This window comes from Stenotrophomonas sp. YJH_SMC_73, assembly GCF_059370155.1.
On sequence record NZ_JCAFTJ010000011.1, the window covers coordinates 1 to 17735 of the forward strand.

General features: G+C 68.6%; 16 protein-coding genes. 3 read left to right on the plus strand and 13 right to left on the minus strand.

What is annotated here, in order from left to right:
* Positions 1-346: 346 nt before the first annotated feature.
* Genes AC5P8R_RS16750 through AC5P8R_RS16760 form a run of 3 tightly spaced genes read right to left on the minus strand, consistent with a single transcriptional unit; the run spans position 347 to position 2764 of the window.
* Positions 347-1006 carry a hypothetical protein gene (locus tag AC5P8R_RS16750; protein ID WP_053496510.1) on the minus strand — a complete coding sequence of 220 codons (660 nt, stop codon included), beginning with the start codon at positions 1004-1006 and terminating at the stop codon, positions 347-349.
* Entirely contained in the window at positions 1006-2184 is a 1179-nt protein-coding gene (locus tag AC5P8R_RS16755) for a glutathionylspermidine synthase family protein (protein WP_495223649.1), read from the minus strand. Before AC5P8R_RS16755 ends, AC5P8R_RS16750 begins: the two co-directional genes overlap by 1 nt.
* Positions 2185-2191: 7 nt before the next feature.
* Positions 2192-2764, minus strand: coding sequence for a DUF1190 domain-containing protein (locus tag AC5P8R_RS16760; RefSeq protein WP_005420172.1), 573 nt, complete (start codon positions 2762-2764; stop codon positions 2192-2194).
* Positions 2765-3172: 408 nt separating this feature from the next.
* Here AC5P8R_RS16760 and ilvD point away from each other — a divergent pair, with 408 nt between their 5' ends.
* On the plus strand, positions 3173-5011 hold the full coding sequence (ilvD, locus tag AC5P8R_RS16765) for a dihydroxy-acid dehydratase (RefSeq protein ID WP_329890449.1): 1839 nt from the start codon (positions 3173-3175) through the stop codon (positions 5009-5011).
* Between the two features lie 105 nt (positions 5012-5116).
* On the opposite strand, the gene dinG is transcribed toward ilvD, so the two are convergent.
* The 3 genes from dinG to aroE all read right to left on the minus strand — a co-directional run bounded on the left by dinG (position 5117) and on the right by aroE (position 8589).
* Complete coding sequence (gene dinG, locus AC5P8R_RS16770; protein WP_481441045.1) at positions 5117-7219, minus strand: ATP-dependent DNA helicase DinG; 2103 nt, start codon at positions 7217-7219, stop codon at positions 5117-5119.
* 167 nt (positions 7220-7386) lie between these two features.
* Positions 7387-7740 carry a hypothetical protein gene (locus AC5P8R_RS16775; RefSeq protein ID WP_014648789.1) on the minus strand — a complete coding sequence of 118 codons (354 nt, stop codon included), beginning with the start codon at positions 7738-7740 and terminating at the stop codon, positions 7387-7389.
* A 3-nt stretch (positions 7741-7743) separates the two neighbouring features.
* On the minus strand, positions 7744-8589 hold the full coding sequence (gene aroE / locus AC5P8R_RS16780; protein ID WP_032959067.1) for a shikimate dehydrogenase: 846 nt from the start codon (positions 8587-8589) through the stop codon (positions 7744-7746).
* Between the two features lie 48 nt (positions 8590-8637).
* Between aroE and AC5P8R_RS16785 the strand changes: the two genes are divergently transcribed.
* Positions 8638-9501, plus strand: coding sequence for a TolB-like translocation protein (locus AC5P8R_RS16785; RefSeq protein WP_164077008.1), 864 nt, complete (start codon positions 8638-8640; stop codon positions 9499-9501).
* Between the two features lie 120 nt (positions 9502-9621).
* Here AC5P8R_RS16785 and AC5P8R_RS16790 read toward each other — a convergent pair whose 3' ends face one another.
* The 4 genes from AC5P8R_RS16790 to AC5P8R_RS16805 all read right to left on the minus strand — a co-directional run bounded on the left by AC5P8R_RS16790 (position 9622) and on the right by AC5P8R_RS16805 (position 12222).
* Complete coding sequence (locus AC5P8R_RS16790) at positions 9622-9891, minus strand: gas vesicle protein GvpG (protein ID WP_032959066.1); 270 nt, start codon at positions 9889-9891, stop codon at positions 9622-9624.
* 32 nt (positions 9892-9923) lie between these two features.
* Entirely contained in the window at positions 9924-10913 is a 990-nt protein-coding gene (gene hemB, locus AC5P8R_RS16795; protein ID WP_164077007.1) for a porphobilinogen synthase, read from the minus strand.
* Between the two features lie 19 nt (positions 10914-10932).
* A complete protein-coding gene (locus tag AC5P8R_RS16800; RefSeq protein ID WP_014038878.1) occupies positions 10933-11850 on the minus strand; it encodes a bestrophin family protein in 918 nt (305 codons plus the stop codon).
* 123 nt (positions 11851-11973) lie between these two features.
* A complete protein-coding gene (locus AC5P8R_RS16805) occupies positions 11974-12222 on the minus strand; it encodes a hypothetical protein (protein ID WP_005420185.1) in 249 nt (82 codons plus the stop codon).
* Between the two features lie 186 nt (positions 12223-12408).
* Here AC5P8R_RS16805 and AC5P8R_RS16810 point away from each other — a divergent pair, with 186 nt between their 5' ends.
* The gene (locus tag AC5P8R_RS16810) at positions 12409-12867 is read left to right on the plus strand and encodes a hypothetical protein (protein WP_197575502.1); all 459 of its coding nucleotides are present in this window, start codon (positions 12409-12411) and stop codon (positions 12865-12867) included.
* Between the two features lie 90 nt (positions 12868-12957).
* On the opposite strand, the gene AC5P8R_RS16815 is transcribed toward AC5P8R_RS16810, so the two are convergent.
* The 3 genes from AC5P8R_RS16815 to AC5P8R_RS16825 form a co-directional block, all read right to left on the minus strand.
* Positions 12958-14757 carry a DUF885 domain-containing protein gene (locus tag AC5P8R_RS16815; RefSeq protein WP_053495951.1) on the minus strand — a complete coding sequence of 600 codons (1800 nt, stop codon included), beginning with the start codon at positions 14755-14757 and terminating at the stop codon, positions 12958-12960.
* 67 nt (positions 14758-14824) lie between these two features.
* On the minus strand, positions 14825-15340 hold the full coding sequence (locus tag AC5P8R_RS16820; protein WP_014648795.1) for a cytochrome c oxidase assembly factor Coa1 family protein: 516 nt from the start codon (positions 15338-15340) through the stop codon (positions 14825-14827).
* Between the two features lie 25 nt (positions 15341-15365).
* The gene (locus AC5P8R_RS16825) at positions 15366-17591 is read right to left on the minus strand and encodes a S9 family peptidase (RefSeq protein WP_495223650.1); all 2226 of its coding nucleotides are present in this window, start codon (positions 17589-17591) and stop codon (positions 15366-15368) included.
* Positions 17592-17735: the final 144 nt, after the last annotated feature.

The window sequence follows — 17735 nt, forward strand, 5'->3', positions numbered from 1 at the left end:
CCTGCAACAACCGCCGCATCGCCTTGGTAGGTGCCAACCTTGGTTGGCACGAACCCACAGCGCCGACCGAGGTCGGCATCTACCAAAACCGGTTGCCGGCCAGCGGCCGGCGCTACCCCCTGCAACAACCGCCGCATCGCCTTGGTAGGTGCCAACCTTGGTTGGCCCGCCCACAGCGCCGACCAAGGTCGGCATCTACCAACGGCGGTTACCGGCCAGCGGCCGGCACTACCCCCTGCAACAACCGCCGCATCGCCCTGGTAGGTGCCAACCTTGGTTGGCACGAACCCACAGCGCCGACCAGGGTCGACATCTACCAAAACCGGTTGCCGGCCAGCGGCCGGGACTACCCCTGAAGCAACCGACGTTGCAACCGCTCCACCGCACGCTGCAGCAGCACTCGGTTGCGGCCCAGCTTCATCCACTGCGGCAGGCGCGAGAACATCGAACCGTTGGTAACGCCCGCGCGCTCGCGCAGAGGCGCGGCAGCGTAGTCGTGCAGTGCCTGCAGATGGGCTTCGTTGTAGGCCCACAGCACGCCGGCCGCAGTCTTTTCGACCAGCCGCAGCGGCAAGCCAAAATGCGGATCGATCGCCTCATTGCCACGCCATCGCGACAACGTGACCTCCACCTCGCTGCTGCGTCCGCACTGACTGCAGTCCGCCGCCAGCGTCCGCAACGGCGACACTGCACGCGCACGGTGCAGCTCGGCGCGGACCCATTTGTGCCCGCAGTATCCGCAGGGACGATAGCCGCTGTAGCGCACGGGCCCGACCCAGTCGCCCGCGGCACAGCAACCGCAGCCGCATCCACTGTCGAGGGCTGCGCTGCAGCCCAGGCAGCGGAAACGTCGCGATTCCGGCGTCCGCACCACCCAGCCGGGCGTATCGCAGCGGTGGCAGCGCACCGCGATGCGGTCCGAATAGCGCCACAGGGCGTGGCCGTCGTCCAGATGCCGGCCCGGCAGCGGCGCAGGCCGCAGGCCGCGATTGCGCCGCACCGTCATCAGACGTAGATCCGCGTCGGCGCCTCGTCGACGATCGCGTGCGGCACGAAGCGCGCACTGTCGCGGGTGATCGCGCTGTCATCCTCGCGGATGCCGATGCCGCAGGCATGGTCACCGATCACCCAACTGCCGATCAGCGGATAGCCGTCTTCGAAGCGGGTGAGCGGATGCGCACGCTGGATGATCGCCGGGCCGTCGTAGGGACCGTCGCTGCGCTGGGTGCTGCCATCGGCCAGGTGCATCTCGATGTTGGCCCCTTCGCGCGAGAACAGCGGTTTGCGCACCCAGCCCGACGCCAGCGCGCTGCCGTCATCGAAATGCGCCTCCAGCAGGTTCGGATGGCCCACGTTGCGCTGCCATAGCAGCGGCAGGATGCCCTTGTTGCTCAGCACCGCCTTCCAGGCCGGTTCCAGCAGCTGCACGCCCGAGCCGGGCAGCGCGCGGCCGAATTCCTCGGCCATCAGGTCTTCCAGCGGATACAGCTTGAACAGCGTGCCGATCACCGAGTCGTCCAGCGCGGTGAAGCGGCCGTCCTCGGACAGGCCAATGTCCTCGATGGCGATGGCCTGCCCGAACAGGCCGGCCTGGGATGCGCAGTCACGCAGGTACTCGACCGTGCCACGGTCTTCCTCCGAAGTGCCGACCGCGCTGAAGTACAGCGGCGGCGGCAGCTGCGTGGCGAGGTCGCCGAAACGCTCGACCAGCGCTTCGTGGATCGCGTTGAACTGGTCGGCATGCTGCGGCAGGCGGCCGGCATTGCGCTGGTCTTCCAGCCACTGCCACTGGAAGAAGCTGGCTTCGAACAGCGAGGTCGGCGTGTCGTAGTTCAATTCGTACAGCTTGGCCGGGCCGGTACCGTCGTAGGCCAGGTCCAGGCGGCCATAGAGGTGCGGCTGGCGCTGGCGCCAGCTGTCGGCGATCCAGTCGCGGTAGTGCGACGGAATCGCCAGCTGGTCCATCAAGCGTTCGCTGCCGATGACATCACCGACCAGATCCAGCGCCATCTGGTGCAGCTCGGCGCTGGGGTCTTCGATGTCCTGTTCGATCTGGCGCAGGGTGAAGGCGTAATACGCGCGTTCATCCCAGTACGGCTGGCCGTCGATGGTGTGGAAGCGGAAACCCGCCTCTTCCGCGCGCGCCCGCCACTGGGCACGCTCGGCAATCCGGATGCGCTGCATGGGTTGATCAGCCGCCGTAGCTGCCGCTGGTGCTGCGGCGTGCGCTGGTGTTGCCGAAGCCACCACGGCTGGCAGTGACCGCACGGTTCGGCTCGCTGGTGACCGGCGCCAGGCCGGCCTTGCCAGCACCGATGCCGCTGGCGGTGTTCAGGCCACCGGTGCCGCCCGGTGCCGGGCGCGCCCAACCCGCATTCTTGTCCTGGTAAGCCGGTGCCGACGCCGGCGCCTGCGGGGCGAGGCCGCCGCGGTTACTCAGCATCTGCGACATGAAGAAGCCCATCATCATCGGGCCGATGAACGAGGTACCGGCCGAGGTGTGCTGCTGCACGCACTGTTCCGGCTTGTAGTCCTTCTCGCAGGCTTCCTTGCTGGCGTACTTCGGCGCCGCATCGGCGGCCTGCTTCTGCGCTTCAGCGAACGCATTGCGGCACGACGACGGATCGCCGGTGGCCTCGGTGCAGGCCTCCACCGAGGTATACAGGCCTTCCTGCACCTTCACCTCCGGCTCCTTCTGGCAGGCGGTGAACAGCAGCGGCGCGGCGCTCATCAGCAGCAGCGCGGTGGTGCGGGAACGTTTCATGGCCTCATGCCCTGTCGACGGATCAATGCCCCAATGATGCCAAATCCGGGCCAGCAACCGGAATCGGCAAAGTGCGAAAGATGAACGGACTTTCATTTTCGTCGGCATTGGGGTCAGAGCCCATCGCGCCGCAATGGGATCCGACCCCAGGCGACGCACCGCTCTGGTAGGTGCCAACCTTGGTTGGCACACATCCCGCGGCGCCCGGTCATGCCCGGCGCGCGCAGCCAAGTCTCCGGCAAGAAGCCCCCTTGTTGTTCAAGGGGGCGCGCCGAAGGCGCGGGGATAAGGGGAAATGCGCGGACCGCCAAGCCGCTGCAAGCGGTGAAGGTGGTTGCAGCAGCAACCGAAAAAATTGGCCATGATCGGCTGACCCCCACGTCGTACGGCCCGCCCGTTCCGCCCGCCATGCCCGAATACCGTTCCCGCACCTCCACCGCCGGTCGCAACATGGCCGGCGCCCGCGCCCTGTGGCGCGCCACCGGCATGAAGGACGGCGACTTCCACAAGCCGATCATCGCCATCGCCAACTCCTTCACCCAGTTCGTGCCCGGCCACGTGCACCTGAAGGATCTCGGCCAGCTGGTCGCGCGCGAGATCGAACAGGTCGGCGGCGTCGCCAAGGAATTCAACACCATCGCCGTGGACGACGGCATCGCGATGGGCCACGACGGCATGCTGTATTCGCTGCCCAGCCGCGAGATCATCGCCGACGCCGTGGAGTACATGGTCAACGCGCACTGCGCCGACGCGCTGGTGTGCATCAGCAACTGCGACAAGATCACCCCCGGCATGCTGATGGCCGCGCTGCGCCTGAACATCCCGGTGGTGTTCGTCTCCGGCGGGCCGATGGAAGCGGGCAAGACCAGGCTGTCCGAGCACAAGCTGGATCTGGTCGATGCGATGGTGGTGGCCGCCGATGACAGCGCCTCCGACGAGAAAGTCGCAGCGTTCGAGCGCAGCGCCTGCCCCACCTGCGGTTCCTGCTCGGGCATGTTCACCGCCAACTCGATGAACTGCCTGACCGAGGCGCTGGGCCTGTCGCTGCCCGGCAACGGCACCACGCTGGCCACCCACGCCGACCGTGAGGCGCTGTTCCGCCGCGCCGGCCGCCTGATCGTCGAACTCTGCCATCGCTGGTATGGCGGCGAAGACCCCAGCGCACTGCCGCGCGGCATCGCCACCCAGGCCGCGTTCGCCAATGCGATGACCCTGGACATCGCCATGGGCGGCTCCACCAATACCATCCTGCATCTGCTGGCCGCAGCACAGGAGGCGGAGGTCGACTTCGACCTGACCCACATCGACGCGCTGTCGCGGCGCGTGCCGCAGCTGTGCAAGGTGGCGCCGAACACGCCGAAGTACCACATCGAGGATGTGCACCGCGCCGGCGGCGTGTTCGGCATCCTCGGTGAGCTGGACCGCGCCGGCCTGCTCGATACCACGGTGCCGACCGTGCACAGCGCCAGCCTGGCCGACGCGCTGGAACGCTGGGACGTGGTGCGCAGTGACAACGACACCCTGCATGCCTTCTTCAAGGCCGGCCCGGCCGGCATCCCCACCCAGGAGGCCTTCAGCCAGGCCACGCGCTGGCCGACCCTGGACATGGACCGCGCCGAGGGCTGCATCCGCTCGCTGCAGCATGCGTACTCACTGGAAGGCGGCCTCGCCGTGCTGCGTGGCAATCTGGCCGTGGATGGCTGCGTGGTGAAAACCGCCGGCGTGGACGAATCGATCCACGTGTTCGAAGGCCCCGCGCGTGTCTATGAAAGCCAGGACGCGGCCGTCGCCGGCATCCTCGCCGACGAGGTGCAACCGGGTGAGGTAGTGGTGATCCGCTACGAAGGGCCGAAGGGCGGCCCCGGCATGCAGGAAATGCTCTACCCGACCAGCTACCTGAAGTCGAAGGGACTGGGCAAGCAGTGCGCGCTGCTCACTGATGGCCGCTTCTCCGGCGGCACCTCGGGCCTGTCGATCGGCCACGTCTCGCCGGAAGCCGCCAGCGGCGGCACGATCGGTCTGGTGGAGAACGGCGACCGCATCCGCATCGACATCCCCGCCCGCCGCATCGACCTGCTGCTGGATGAGGCCACGCTGGCCCAGCGCCGCGCCGACGCCGACGCACGTGGCTGGAAACCGCGCGCGCCACGCCCGCGCAAGGTCACCAGCGCGTTGAAGGCCTACGCCCTGCTGGCCACCAGCGCCGACAAGGGCGCCGTACGCAACACCGCCCTGCTCGGCGATTGATGCCGATCCGGTAGTGCCGGCCGCTGGCCGCCATCTGGGAAAAGGGGACGGAGGGGATTAAGTCGTTTGTGCCTCAAACGACTTAATCCCCTCCGTCCCCTTTTTTCAGCCGATCACGCGCTTGAACGGCGGCAGCGCGTCGATGATGCGCTTGCCGTAGCGGCGGGTCAGCAGCCGCGAATCAAGAATGACCACGCGGCCGGTGTCGGTGGAGGTGCGGATCAGGCGGCCGGCGAACTGGGTCAGCGTGCGCAGCGCATGCGGAATGGCGATCAGGTTGAACGCGTTGAGCCCGCGTCCCTCGAACCACTCGCTGAGGGTGGCGGTCTGCGGGTCGGTCGGCACGGCGAACGGCACCTGGGTGATCACCACCGTGGTGCAGGCCTCGCCGGGCAGGTCGAGGCCCTCGCCGAACGAGTTCAGGCCGAACAGCACCGAGCCCTCGCCTGCCTCGACACGCCGCAGGTGTTCCTCGATCAGCCGGGTCTTGGACATCTCGCCCTGCACCAGCACCTGCTTGCGGCGCGCGGCCGGCATCAGCCCGGCCACCTTCTCCATCTTCCAGCGCGAGGTGAACAGCACCATCGAGCCCTTGGCCCAGTCCAGTTCAGTGTCCAGGTAGCGCGCCACTTCGCGCGGGTGGCCTTCGCGGTCGTCCGGCGTGACCGGGAACTTCGGCACGATCAGTTCGGCCTGGTTGGGCAGGTCGAACGGCGACGACAGCGAGACCATCTCGGCCTCTTCCGGAATGCCGTTGTCGATCGCCAGCGACTGGAAGTCGCCACCGCCGGTCAGCGTCGCCGAGGTCATCACCACCGAGTCCACTTCATCCCACAGCAGCTTGCGCAGCACGTGCGCGGCCGACACCGGCGAACCGTGCAGCACCAGGTCGCCATCGCGGGTGGCAGTCACCCAGCGCGCCATCGGCGGCGCGCCGTCCTTGTCTTCGCGGCGCCACGCCTGCCACAGGTTGTACTGCTGCTCGATCATCTCCAGCGCCATGCCCAGGTTGCGCTGCAGGCGCTCGCGCGCGGCATCGTCCGGCTTGCCCTTGGCCACCTGCGTGGTGGCCGCATGCGCCCAGTTGTAGAGGCTGCGGGTATCGTCGGCCAGTGCCTCGATCGGCTCGCGCCAGGCCTCGGGCAGGCGTCCATTGGCCGCGCGCCACATCGGCTCTTCGTCCGCCGGCGCCGGCATCCACACCCGCTCGATGTGATCACGGAACGCGCGCAGCTGCTTGGCCACGTTGCTGGCGACTTCGATCGCTTCGTTGGGCAGCAGGTTGCCCAGCCGGTCCTTGTCGACCGCGCGGTAGGCACCGGCGATCAGGATCTGCAGGCGGCCGGTGCGCTTGGCCATCTCGTCCAGCGCGAGGCTGGCCGCGCCCTGGTCGATCGCCACGTTGCCGATGTGATGGCCTTCGTCCAGCACCAGCAGCATGTCCGAGGGTGGCGCGATCAACGGCTGGCCGTTGTCGCTGTCACCGATCGACAGCGCCGACAGCAGCAGCGCGTGGTTGGTGACCACGATCTGTGCGTCGCGCACCGTATTGCGCGAGCGCAGCACCGCGCACTGCGCCGAATAGGCGCAGCGTCGCCCGGCACAACCCGAGGCCGGCGTGGTGATGCGGCTGCGCAGGCCGGGACTGATGGTCTCCGGCGCATTGTCGATATCGCCATCCCAGCTGCCGCTGGTGAAGGCGTCGGTCAGGCGTTTGGCGATGTCCATCTCGATCGGCGCCAGCGGCCGGTCGAACAGTGGCGCGTCATCGTCGAACATGCCGCCCTGCGAGCCCTCGCCCTGCGCCTCGGCGGCATTGCGCGTGCACAGGTAGCGGGTGCGTCCCTTGGCCAGCGCCACGGTCGCTTCCAGGCCGGTGGCCTTCAGGAAATTCGGGATATCGCGCTCGACCAGCTGCGACTGCAGCGCCACGGTGCCGGTGCTGATCACCAGCTTCTTCTTGGTGGCCAGCGCGATCGGCACGCCTGCGGTGAGGTAGCCCAGGCTCTTGCCGACGCCGGTCGGCGCCTCGACCACGCCAACGCCACCGCTTTTCGACAGCGCGCGCGACACCACGCCGATCATCTGGCTCTGCGAGCGACGGGTGGAGAAGCCGGGGGTGTTGGCCTGCAGCGTCGTGTACGCCTTGCGGATCGCGTCCTTCAAGGTGTCATCGAGCGTGCGCGGAGCGGCGACGGTTTCGGTCACGCCGGGAACTACCGTAGCTGGATCAGGCCGGTCATTGTCGCATGGCCGGCCGCGTTCACTGTTGCTGGCACCCTGAACGAGCCAGCGACGACGCCCGCCGGCGCGCACGGTCCGAAGCCCGCGCCGCACAGGGGCGAAACACGCCGGGCGTGGCCCGGCGCCAGCGCTCAGGCGACCGGGGCGGGACGGCTACGCAGCAGGCGCACCAGCGCCCACACCAGCAGCACCACGCCGATGGCCTCGACCATCGCCAGCGCGAAGTGCACCACGCCGAAGATGGCGCTCATGCCCGAGATGGCGCTGAAGTTGCCGCTGCTGACCAGCCACATCGGCAGCATGCCCGCCGCCAGGCCACCCAGGCTGGACAGCAGCAACAGCAGCAGGCCGACCAGCGCGCCGGTGCGGGTGGCATCGCGCGGCGCACCGACCACCCAGACCAGGCCGACGCACAGCGCGATCAGCACCGGCAGGCGCACGCCGACCATGCTCAGCACGGTCACCATCAACGTCGTGCTGTCCATCGGTCAGTCCTCGCCGGCCAGCACGGCCGAGCCCTGGCGCAGCGACTGGTAGACCTCGCCGGTCTGCGGGCGCACGCCGTGCCACTGCAGGAAGCTCTCGGCGGCCTGCTCGACCAGCATGCCCAGGCCGTCGACGGTATTGCGGCACTGCGCCGCACGGGCCCAGGCCAGGAAGGCGATGGCCGCCTCGCCGTAGTTCAGGTCGACAGCAGTGGTCATCGAATTGACCAGCGACAGCGGCAGCTTGAACTCGACGTCGCGGTCGCGGCCAGCCGAGGTGGCATTGACGATCAGTTCGAAGTCGCCGAGGTCGCGCAGGTCTTCCCAGTAGCGGCTGATCGCACGGCCGGGCTCGCCCATCGCGTCGATCAGTTCGTCGGCGCGCTCCGGCGTGCGGTTGACCACCACCAGTTCGGTGATGCCGGCATCGAGCAGCGCCGGGGCGACGCTGCGCGCCGAGCCACCGGCGCCGATCATCAGCACGCGGCGGCCGCGCAGGTCCAGGCCGTGGCGGTCGGTCAGGTCGCGCACCAGGCCGATGCCATCGGTGGTGTCGCCGTGCCAGCGGTCGCCCTTGCGCAGCAGCGTGTTGACCGAGCCGGCGCGGCGCGCGCGCGCGGTCAGCGTGGTGCACACCGAGAACGCGGCTTCCTTGTGCGGCAGGGTGACGTTGGCGCCGACACCGCCCTCGGCGGCGAAGGCCTCCAGTCCGGCCAGGAACGCATCCGGGGCCAGGTCGATCGCGCGGTAGTCGATGGCGATGCCTTCCTGGCGACCGAACGTCGCGTGGATCTGCGGCGACTTCGAGTGGGCAACGGGGTGTCCGAAGACGGCGTAACGGTCGGTCATGGAATCCTCAAGCTGGCTAGACTGATGCTCTTTCGTGCACGGAACCGGATGATGCGCATCACCCCGCCCCTGCTGGTGCTCGCCGCCAGTCTACTCTCTGCCCCCGTGGCGATGGCGTTGAACGAGTACGGCATCGAAGGCATGGGCGTGGTCTCGACCCGCGCCGACGAGGGTCGCGCCACGATCAGCGCCGATGGCCAGCGCATCGTCTTCGCCCGCCGCGGCGAGGCCGGCTGGGGCCTGTGGGAGGCGCGCGTGGTGGACGGTCGCTGGCAGCAGGCACAGGTACTGCCGGTAGGCGTGGCCGGTGAAGCCCGCGATCCCTACTTCAGCCGTGACGGCCGCTGGCTGCTGTTCGCGGCCGGCCGCGAGGGCGCGCTGGCGCTGTACCGCGCCGCGTTGGCCGCCGACGGCCGGCTGGGCCCGGCGCAGCCGCTGGCCGGTGACGGCGGGCGCCGGGAAGAGCGCGGGCCGGCCCTGAGCGCGGACGGCAAGCAGCTGTTGTTTGCCCGCCAGCAGGGCCGTGGCGCCGGCTGGGACCTGTTCGTGGCGACGCTGGATGCGCAGGGCCTGCGCGGCCCGGCCAGCGCACTGAGCGCGTTGAACAGCGCCGACGACGAGACCGACGGCGACTGGCTGGGCCAGGACGCCGCCGTGGTGTTCAGCCGCGGCAGCGGCAGTACCGCGCAGGTCTGGAGCAGCGGCTGTGCGTGGAGCGGCGCGGCGCTGCAGCCGCTGGGGCTGTCGTTCAACCAGGCCGGCGGCTGGACCGGTGCGCCGGTGGTCGACAACGCCAAACCGGGCGAGATGATGGTGGCCAGCAGTGCAGCGAAGGCGCCGCGTGCCGGTGGCGTGGACGTGTACCGGTTGGCGGTGCCGAAGGTGGCGGCGGTGGCCGGGTGCGCGCGGTAGATCCACGCCATGCGTGGATGGCCGTTTGGTAGATGCCAACCTTGGTTGGCATACATGAAAGCGCCAACCAAGGTTGGCGACTACCAGTAGATCCACGCCATGCGTGGATGAAACGCCCCGTCAGCGCGACAACACCTTGGCGCGCAACTGCTCGTACTCCATCTCGCTCAGCTGGCCGTTGTCCTTGCGCTGGTTCAACGCGGCCAGCTCGGCCTGCACGGTCTCCGGCAGCGCCTGCTCACGGGCCACGTGGCGGGCAGCGGAGAGCTGTTCCGGCGGGCGCTTGCCGGCCCGCCAGGCGGCGATGAAGACAGCGACGATGATGGCGCCGAACACCAGCGTACCGGTGCCCCAGATCAGCCATTGCATCCATCCCAGTTCGGGTCCCATCGCGCAGTCCTCCGTCTATCGTGGCGCTATTGTCAGCGCTCGCGCAGCCATCGCGCCACCTGCGGCGCGAAATAGGTCAGCACACCATCGGCGCCGGCCCGCTTGAAACCCAGCAGCGACTCCAGCACGCAGGCGCGTTCCTCCAGCCAGCCGTTGGCGAAGGCGGCCTTCATCATCGCGTACTCGCCACTCACCTGATAGGCGAAGGTCGGCACACCGAATGTCTCCTTCACCCGGCGCACAAGGTCCAGGTACGGCATGCCCGGCTTGACCATCACCATGTCGGCGCCCTCTTCCAGGTCCAGCGCGATCTCGCGCAAGGCCTCGTCGCCGTTGGCCGGGTCCATCTGGTAGGTCTTCTTGTCGGCCTTGCCGAGGCTGGCCGCGCTGCCCACCGCATCACGGAACGGGCCGTAGAACGCCGAGGCGTACTTGGCCGAGTAGGCCATGATGCGCACGTTGATGTGGTTGTCGGCATCCAGCGCACGGCGGATCGCGCCGATGCGGCCGTCCATCATGTCCGACGGCGAGACGATGTCCACACCGGCCTCGGCGTGCGACAGCGACTGCTTGACCAGCGCTTCGACAGTGATGTCGTTGAGCACGTAACCCTTGTCGTCGATGATGCCGTCCTGGCCGTGGGTGGTGTACGGGTCCAGCGCCACGTCGGTCATCACTCCCAGTTCCGGGAAGCGCGACTTCAGCGCGCGGATCGCACGCTGCGCCAGGCCGTCCTCGGCCCACGCCGCCGACGCGTCCAGCGACTTCAGCGACGGGTCGATCACCGGGAACAGGTCGATCACTGGAATGCCCAGTTCCAGCGCTTCTTCGGCCACCTTCAGCAGCTCTTCGATCGACAGCCGCTCCACGCCCGGCATCGACGGCACTGCGGTGCGGCCCGCCCGTTCGTGCACGAACACCGGGTAGATCAGGTCGTCGGTGGTCAGCGTGTTCTCGCGCATCAGGCGGCGCGAGAACTCGTCGTGGCGCATGCGGCGCGGGCGGTAAAGCGGGTGGGACATGGCAGGCTCCGAGGAGTGGCTATTGCAACAGGTAGCCCTGCGGCAGCAGGGGTTCGGGCAACGGGCGTTCGCCGAGCGCGTCGAGCTGGTCGATCTCGATCGTGCGCACCAGCGCGTCCAGCGGCAGGTCGTTCGGCTCCAGGCCGAACGGGTCTTCCATTTCTTCGCCCAGCTGGTCCAGGCCGAAGAAGGCGTAGGCCAGCACCGCCGACAGCACCGGCGTGCCCCAGCCCAGCGAGCTGGCCAGGCCGAACGGCAGCAGCACGCAGAACATCCATGCGCAGCGATGCAGCAGCAGGGTGTAGGCGAACGGCAGCGGCGTGGTGAGGATGCGCTCGCAGCCGGCCTGGATCGACGACATCGCGTGCAGGCGCTCTTCCAGCTGGGTGTAGAGGATCGGGTCGAGTTCGCCGGCGCGCAGGGCCTGGGCCAGCTCGGCAGCGATCATCGACAGCAATGCGTCGGGCACGTTCTCGCGCTGGCCCAGCTGCTCGCGCTGCGGCTTGTCCAGCCACGGCAACGCCGCCAGGGCCACGATGCGCCCGCGCAGGCGCGCGGCCAGCGCATGGGCAAAAGCCGTAGTGAGGTAGGCGATGCGGCGGCGGCGACCGGCGTCATCGGCCAGCAGCAGGTTCACCTGGCGGGCCAGCGAACGCGATTCGTAGACCAGCTGGCCCCACAGCTTGCGGCCTTCCCACCAGCGGTCGTAGCAGGCGCTGTTGCGGAAACTGAGGAAGATCGACAGCACCAGGCCGAGCAGGGTGAACGGCGTGACGGAAACGCGCTCGATGCCGGTCGGCGGCGCCAGCTCCACCACCGCGGCCACCGCGATGGACAGGATCAGGATGGCCAGCACCTTCGGCGCGATCGCTTTTACGATCGAGCCGCGCAGGATGTACAGCAGTTGCCAGCCGTGGGGACGGGGTCGGATGATCATGGGGCAGCCGCGCCGGGCGCGGATTCACAGGCACGCGGGGGGCTCGCGCAGCCGTTCATTGTACGCCCCTGCCCGGCCCGCGGCCGTGTACCTGCGACGCCCTGTCGCACCCGGCGATGCGGCTCAGATCACGCCGCCCCCCAGGCCCAGGCGCAGGATGCCGACCACCACCACGATGCCGTTCAGCACCAGCCCGGCCCAGGCCCGGCCGCGCTTGGTCGGGTGGGTGAACAGGATGCCCAGCGCGGCGATCACCGCGCCCACGGCGGCGAACGGGATCAGGAACCAGTTGCCCCAGCCCAGCAGCGGAATCAGCGCCAGGATCATCCACAACAGCGCCAGTACGCCCCACAACAGACTGATCACGCCCATTCCACTCTCCCGCAGTTGGTTCCTGTCTGTGCACCATAGTCGTTCCCGCCGTCGCCGCCTACTGCCGTTGGCGGGGCTGTCACCGGCACCGTGCTAGCGTGCCGCCGTGCCTGCTCTGGGCCGGGTGTTGGCGCCGATTCAGAGTGGCCCGCCGATGATCGCAACCAGTCCTACAGGGGTCGTGCCATGAACATCCGTTGGGCCGCGTTGGCGGCCATCCTGCTGGTCGCCGCTGGCTGTGCCAGCACCTCCAAGGTCATGCTGGGGAGCGCCCGCGCGCCGATCGATCCGGCACTGGTGCAGATCTATTCGACGCCGCCGGCCGGCTCCCAGGAAATCGCCCAGCTGGAATCGGCGTCTGCCGTGGGCTTCGGCACGCAGGGCCAGACCGATGCAGCGGTGGCGCGCCTGAAGCGCGAGGCCGCAGCGCTGGGCGCCAATGGCGTGGTGCTGATGGGCGTGGGCAGCAGCGGCTCACCGGTGGGCATGTCGGTGGGTGCCGGCACGTTCGGCTCGCATGTCGGCGGTGGCGTCGGCATCGGTATTCCGACCACGCAGAAGCGCGCCGCCGGCGTGGCGATCTGGGTGCCGAACCCGGAACCGCCGGCACGACTGCCGACGCAGGTGATCACCCCGCAGCGGTGACGCGGCAGCATCACCGCAGGTAGTGCCGGCCGCTGGCCGGCAACCTCAGAAATCCTCTTGATGCCAGCGGCCGGCACTACCGGAGGGCGTTCAGCGCTTGTACTTCGGCACGAACACCTTGTTCACCGCGTCGGCCAGCTGGTCCGGCGGCAGCAGGCCCTGGTCGAGCAGGAAGTTGTTGAACGCCAGGCGGTCGAACTTCGCACCCAGTGCCAGCTCAGTCTGCATGCGCAGTTCCAGGATACGGGTGTAGCCGTAGAAGTAGCTGCCGGCCTGGCCCGGCATGCGCACCATGTAGCGGTCCAGTTCCTGGGTGGCCATCGCCTTGGACAGGCCGACCTGCTCCATCAGCACGCGCTCGCCGTTGGCGCGGTCGGTCAGGCCGAGGTTGAGCATCGGGTCGAGCATCGCGCGTGCGGCGCGCAGCAGGCGGAACTGCAGGGCGATCATCTGCCCGTCCAGCGGCTCGTACGGCACCATCTCGGCCTCGGCATACAGCGCCCAGCCTTCCACGTTCACCGAATTGAACGCGAACATGGTGCGTGCCAGCGACACGCCGCGCTCGACCATCGCGGTGAACTGCAGCTCGTGGCCGGGGCGGCCTTCATGCGCGCTCAGCGTCCACGCCGCCGCACCGAAGTTGAAGTCGTCGTACTGTGCGCCCGGGCCCGCGGCCGGGTTGCCCAGCGGCAGCACGAAGGTGCCCTGCTGCCCGGTGTTGTTGACCAGCGGCGCCGGCAGGAAATGCGGGGCCGGGCTGGCCGCGCTCTCGGCGGCCGAACCCAGGCGCATCTGCATGGCGCGCTTGGGCACGTCGACGATGGCATGCTCGCGGATCAGCGGATCGATCGCATCGATCACCTTGCGGTAGTGGCCTTCCAGATGGTCGTCGGCGATCTTGTCGGCCTTCAGCGCGCGGATCACCGCCACCGGGTCGCTCGGGTCGGCCACCTTCAGGCCCTTGTCCTTCACCACCAGCGGCGCCAGCTGCTGCATCGCCGAGCGGGTTTCCATGAACTCCAGCTGCGCGCGCTGCATCAGCAGCTTCGGGTCGATGTCGATGCCGACCTGCTTGAGCTGGTAGGCGTACAGCGGCGCCGGCAGCCGTGCGTCGGTGCGCGCCTTCGGCAGCACGGTCGAGCGCGTCCAGCTGGCGTAGTCCTTCATCTGCCCGGCCAGGGCCTTCATCGCTTCATCGGCGCCGGCGATCTGGTACTTCTTCAGCAGCGACTCGATGCCGCTGATGTAGGTCTCGACGTTGTCCAGCGACTGCTGCACTTCGATCTTCGTCGGCTGCAACAGGCTGCTGTCCTTCAAGCGCTCTTCGTAGCGCTGGCGGGCCAGCGTGGTGAACGCGGTGCCGCCCGGCTGCAGGCCGGCGTAAGCCTTGAGGCGGTCGATCGCCTTGGCCCGGCGCTCGGCCGGCACCTGGTCGGACAGCAGCAGGTTGAGGCCGCTGAACACCGTCTGCGGCGCGTCACTCCACGGCAGCAGGTACTTCTCGTTGAGCTCACTGCCTTCGATGTTCTGGTTGGCGGCGTGGATCATGATCTCCAGGTCCTGGCGGACGTTGGGATCCTGCTCGGTGGCCAGCTTCGCCTTCAGTTCGTCGCGGGCCTTGGCCATCGCGGCGCGGTAGCGCTTGCCGTTGTCCGCGCCGAGGTCGGCCACCTTGTCGTCGTAGCCGGGCACGCCGAAGAAGCCGGTTTCTTCCGGCTGGAACGGGCCCTGCGCATCGAGCAGGATCTGCGCCAGTGCGTTGCTGCGGGCGACCCAGGCCGGGCTGGCCGGTGTGGCGGCCTTGGCGGCGGGTGCCGCCAGCGCCGGCGGTGCGGACAGCAGCGGGGCGGCGGTCAGGGCCAGGGCAACGGCCAACGCGATCGGCTTCATGGTGCACTCCAGGACAGGGTTGCCCGCACCCTACGCGCTCAGCGCGGTGGCGACAATCGGCCGGAGGTCACAACGCTGCGGTCAGCGGGCATTCGCCGCGTTCGCGGCAGGCCTGCAGTTCGCATTCCTGCGCGGCCTCATCGTCATCCAGCGCAGTCAGGTCGAAGGTCTGCTTGTTCTCGCCCAGCACGTACATCACCGGGTAGTCCCACACGTCGTCACTGCGGGTGCCCTTCACGAACAACCGGCCGTGTGCGCGGGGGCCTTCCAGGGCCACGGTCAGGCCGACATCGCGCTGGCCGTTGAGCGCGGTCTGCATGCTGCCCAGCGGCATCGATTCGGTACGCAGCGGCTCGCCGAAGGCTTCCACCAGTTCGATGCTGCAGCCGGCGCGACGCATCGCCTCGCGCATCGGTGGGCTCTCGCGTGCCGCCTCACTCCAGCGCAGCACGCTCCAGGCCACCGTGCCACCGGCCCCGGCCAGCACCAGCAGCACGGCCACGGGCATCGCCCAGCGCCAGTGGCGGGACCACCAGCCGGCGGGCTTCGGGCCGTGGGTGGGAATCGGCGGCGGCAGTGTCATCGGCGGGCTCCTTCCCGTCTGTGTTTCAAGGCTTCAGGCAGCGCCCCAGGAAGGCTTCGGCCACACGGTAGCGATGCAGGGCATCGGCGCCGGACAGGCCATGCTTGGCACCCGGGTAGGTCATCAGCTCGAACGGCTGGCCGCGCTTCTGCAGCGCGCTCATCAAGCTGGTCGAATTGGTGAACAGCACGTTGTCGTCCGCCATGCCGTGGATCAGCAGCAACGGCGAGCGCAGCCCATCGATGTGGGTCAGCACGCGCGCTTCACGGTAACCGGCGTCGTTGCGCGCCGGCAGGTCCATGTAGCGCTCGGTGTAATGGCTGTCGTACAGGCCCCAGTCGGTGACCGGGGCACCGGCCACGCCGCAGGCGTACTGGTTCGACGCCTTGGCCAGCAGCATCAGGGTCATGTAACCGCCGTTGGACCAGCCCTGCACGCCGATGCGCGCCGGGTCCACCCACGGCTGCTGCTTGAGCCAGGCCACGCCGCGCAGCTGGTCGGTCACTTCCACCGTGCCCTGCTTCCCATACAGCGCACCACCGAAGTCGCGGCCACGGCGCGGGGTGCCGCGGTTGTCCAGCGAGAACACGACGTAGCCCTGCTGGGCCAGGTACTGGTTGAACAGATGGTCGCCACGGCCGGGCCAGCTGTCGGTGACGGTCTGGCTGGCCGGGCCGCCATAGACATACACCGCCACCGGGTAGCGCCTGGACGGATCGAAGCCGGCCGGCTTGATCAGGCTGTAGTGCAGTGGCGTCTTGCCGTCGGCGGCGGTGAGCGTGCCGAACTCGACCGGGCGCTGCGCGTCGCGGTAGCGCGCATACGGGTGCTTGGGATCGGCCAGGTTGTTTTCCACCAGTGTGGCGATCTTCTCGCCGTTGGCGCGGAACAGCTCGATCTGCGGCGGCGTGGTGCTGTTGGACCAGCTGTCCACATAGACGCTGGCGTTGCGGGCGAAGCTGGCGCTGTGCATGCCCGGCGCCTTCGACAGGCGCTGCGGCTCGCCGCCCTGCAGCGATACCGCGTAGATCTGGCTTTCGCGCGGGCTTTCGATGCCGGCGCGGAAGTAGGCCTTGCCGGCCGTCTCATCCACCGCCAGCAGCTCGTCCACCGGCCAGTTGCCGTGGGTCAGCGCGGTGGTCTTGCCGTTGCTGTCGATGCGGTACAGGTGCTGGAAGCCGGTGCGCTCGGACGACCACAGCACGCTGCCGTCTTCAAGGAAGCGCAGGCTGTTGTGCAGCGGTACCCAGGTCGGGCTGGTCTCGTGGGCGAGTACGCGCTGGCGGTTGGAGTCGAGTGCCACTTCCACCAGGTCCAGCTGCTTCTGGTCGCGTGACTGGCGCTGGAAGCTCAGGTGCTGCGGATCGCGCCAATCGACGCGGGCCAGGTAGATGTCCTGTTCCTTGCCCAGGTCGACCCAGCGCGGCTGCGCCTCGGCGGCCGGTGCGATCACGCCCAGCTGCACGCGCACGTTGGCGTCACCGGCGGCCGGGTAACGCTGTTCGATCACATCGGTGCGGTCGGCGTAGACCTCGTAGCGCTTCTGCACCGGCACCGGTGCCTCGTCGATACGGGCAAAGGCAATCGCCGAATCATCCGGTGCCCACCAGTAACCGGTGTGGCGGTCCATCTCTTCATCGGCGACGAACTCGGCCACGCCGTTGCCGATGGTGGTGCTGCCGTCGCGGGTCAGCTGCAGCTGCTTTCCACTGGCCAGGTCGATCACCCACAGGTTGCGGCCGCGGATGAAGCTGACGAAGCCGCCCTTGGGCGACAGCTTGGCGTCGGTGGCGAAGCCCTCACCGTGGGTCAGCTGGCGCACGGCCACCGCCCCCTGCTGCTTGAGGTCGTACAGGTACAGCTCGCCGCCCAACGGGAACAGCAGGCGCTGTGCGTCCGGCGACCACTGGTAATCGACGATGCCGGTCATCGCGGCGATGCGCTGGCGCTCGCGGCGCGCCTTTTCCTCATCGCTGAGGGTCTCGGTGCCGGGCAGCACCACCTTGGAATCAACCAGCAACCGGGTCTGGCCACTGCCGATGTCGTAGGTCCACAGATCCAGCTGGTTGCGATCGCTGTCCTTGCCGCGCAGGAAACTGACCTGCGAACCGTCCGGCGCCACCTTGGGCTTCATCAGGGTCGGGCCGGACAGCGGCAGCGGGCCGGTGATGGCCTCCAGGGTCAGCTTTTCGGCGTGGGCGGCGGTACTGGTGGCGAGCATGAGGGCAAGCGAAGCGAACAGGTGGCGCATGGAGGATCCCGGCAAACGGCAGGTCCGCCCGGCGGCGGGCGCGGGGCGGTCGTTCCCCCATCCTAACCAAGCCCGTGCAGGAAGGCAGCATGACCTTCTGCCCATGCTGCGGTGCTGGGGTCAGGGCCCTTTGCGTTGCAAAGG

Coding starts and splice junctions, on each gene's coding strand:
- ilvD (WP_329890449.1), top strand. CDS start 3,173: ATGCCCGAATACCGTTCCCGCACCTCCACCGCCGGTCGCAACATGGCC.
- aroE (WP_032959067.1), bottom strand. CDS start 8,589: ATGACCGACCGTTACGCCGTCTTCGGACACCCCGTTGCCCACTCGAAG.
- AC5P8R_RS16785 (WP_164077008.1), top strand. CDS start 8,638: ATGATGCGCATCACCCCGCCCCTGCTGGTGCTCGCCGCCAGTCTACTC.
- AC5P8R_RS16815 (WP_053495951.1), bottom strand. CDS start 14,757: ATGAAGCCGATCGCGTTGGCCGTTGCCCTGGCCCTGACCGCCGCCCCG.
- AC5P8R_RS16825 (WP_495223650.1), bottom strand. CDS start 17,591: ATGCGCCACCTGTTCGCTTCGCTTGCCCTCATGCTCGCCACCAGTACC.
- AC5P8R_RS16820 (WP_014648795.1), bottom strand. CDS start 15,340: ATGACACTGCCGCCGCCGATTCCCACCCACGGCCCGAAGCCCGCCGGC.
- AC5P8R_RS16750 (WP_053496510.1), bottom strand. CDS start 1,006: ATGACGGTGCGGCGCAATCGCGGCCTGCGGCCTGCGCCGCTGCCGGGC.
- AC5P8R_RS16810 (WP_197575502.1), top strand. CDS start 12,409: ATGAACATCCGTTGGGCCGCGTTGGCGGCCATCCTGCTGGTCGCCGCT.
- AC5P8R_RS16775 (WP_014648789.1), bottom strand. CDS start 7,740: ATGGACAGCACGACGTTGATGGTGACCGTGCTGAGCATGGTCGGCGTG.
- AC5P8R_RS16800 (WP_014038878.1), bottom strand. CDS start 11,850: ATGATCATCCGACCCCGTCCCCACGGCTGGCAACTGCTGTACATCCTG.
- AC5P8R_RS16805 (WP_005420185.1), bottom strand. CDS start 12,222: ATGGGCGTGATCAGTCTGTTGTGGGGCGTACTGGCGCTGTTGTGGATG.
- hemB (WP_164077007.1), bottom strand. CDS start 10,913: ATGTCCCACCCGCTTTACCGCCCGCGCCGCATGCGCCACGACGAGTTC.
- AC5P8R_RS16790 (WP_032959066.1), bottom strand. CDS start 9,891: ATGGGACCCGAACTGGGATGGATGCAATGGCTGATCTGGGGCACCGGT.
- AC5P8R_RS16755 (WP_495223649.1), bottom strand. CDS start 2,184: ATGCAGCGCATCCGGATTGCCGAGCGTGCCCAGTGGCGGGCGCGCGCG.
- AC5P8R_RS16760 (WP_005420172.1), bottom strand. CDS start 2,764: ATGAAACGTTCCCGCACCACCGCGCTGCTGCTGATGAGCGCCGCGCCG.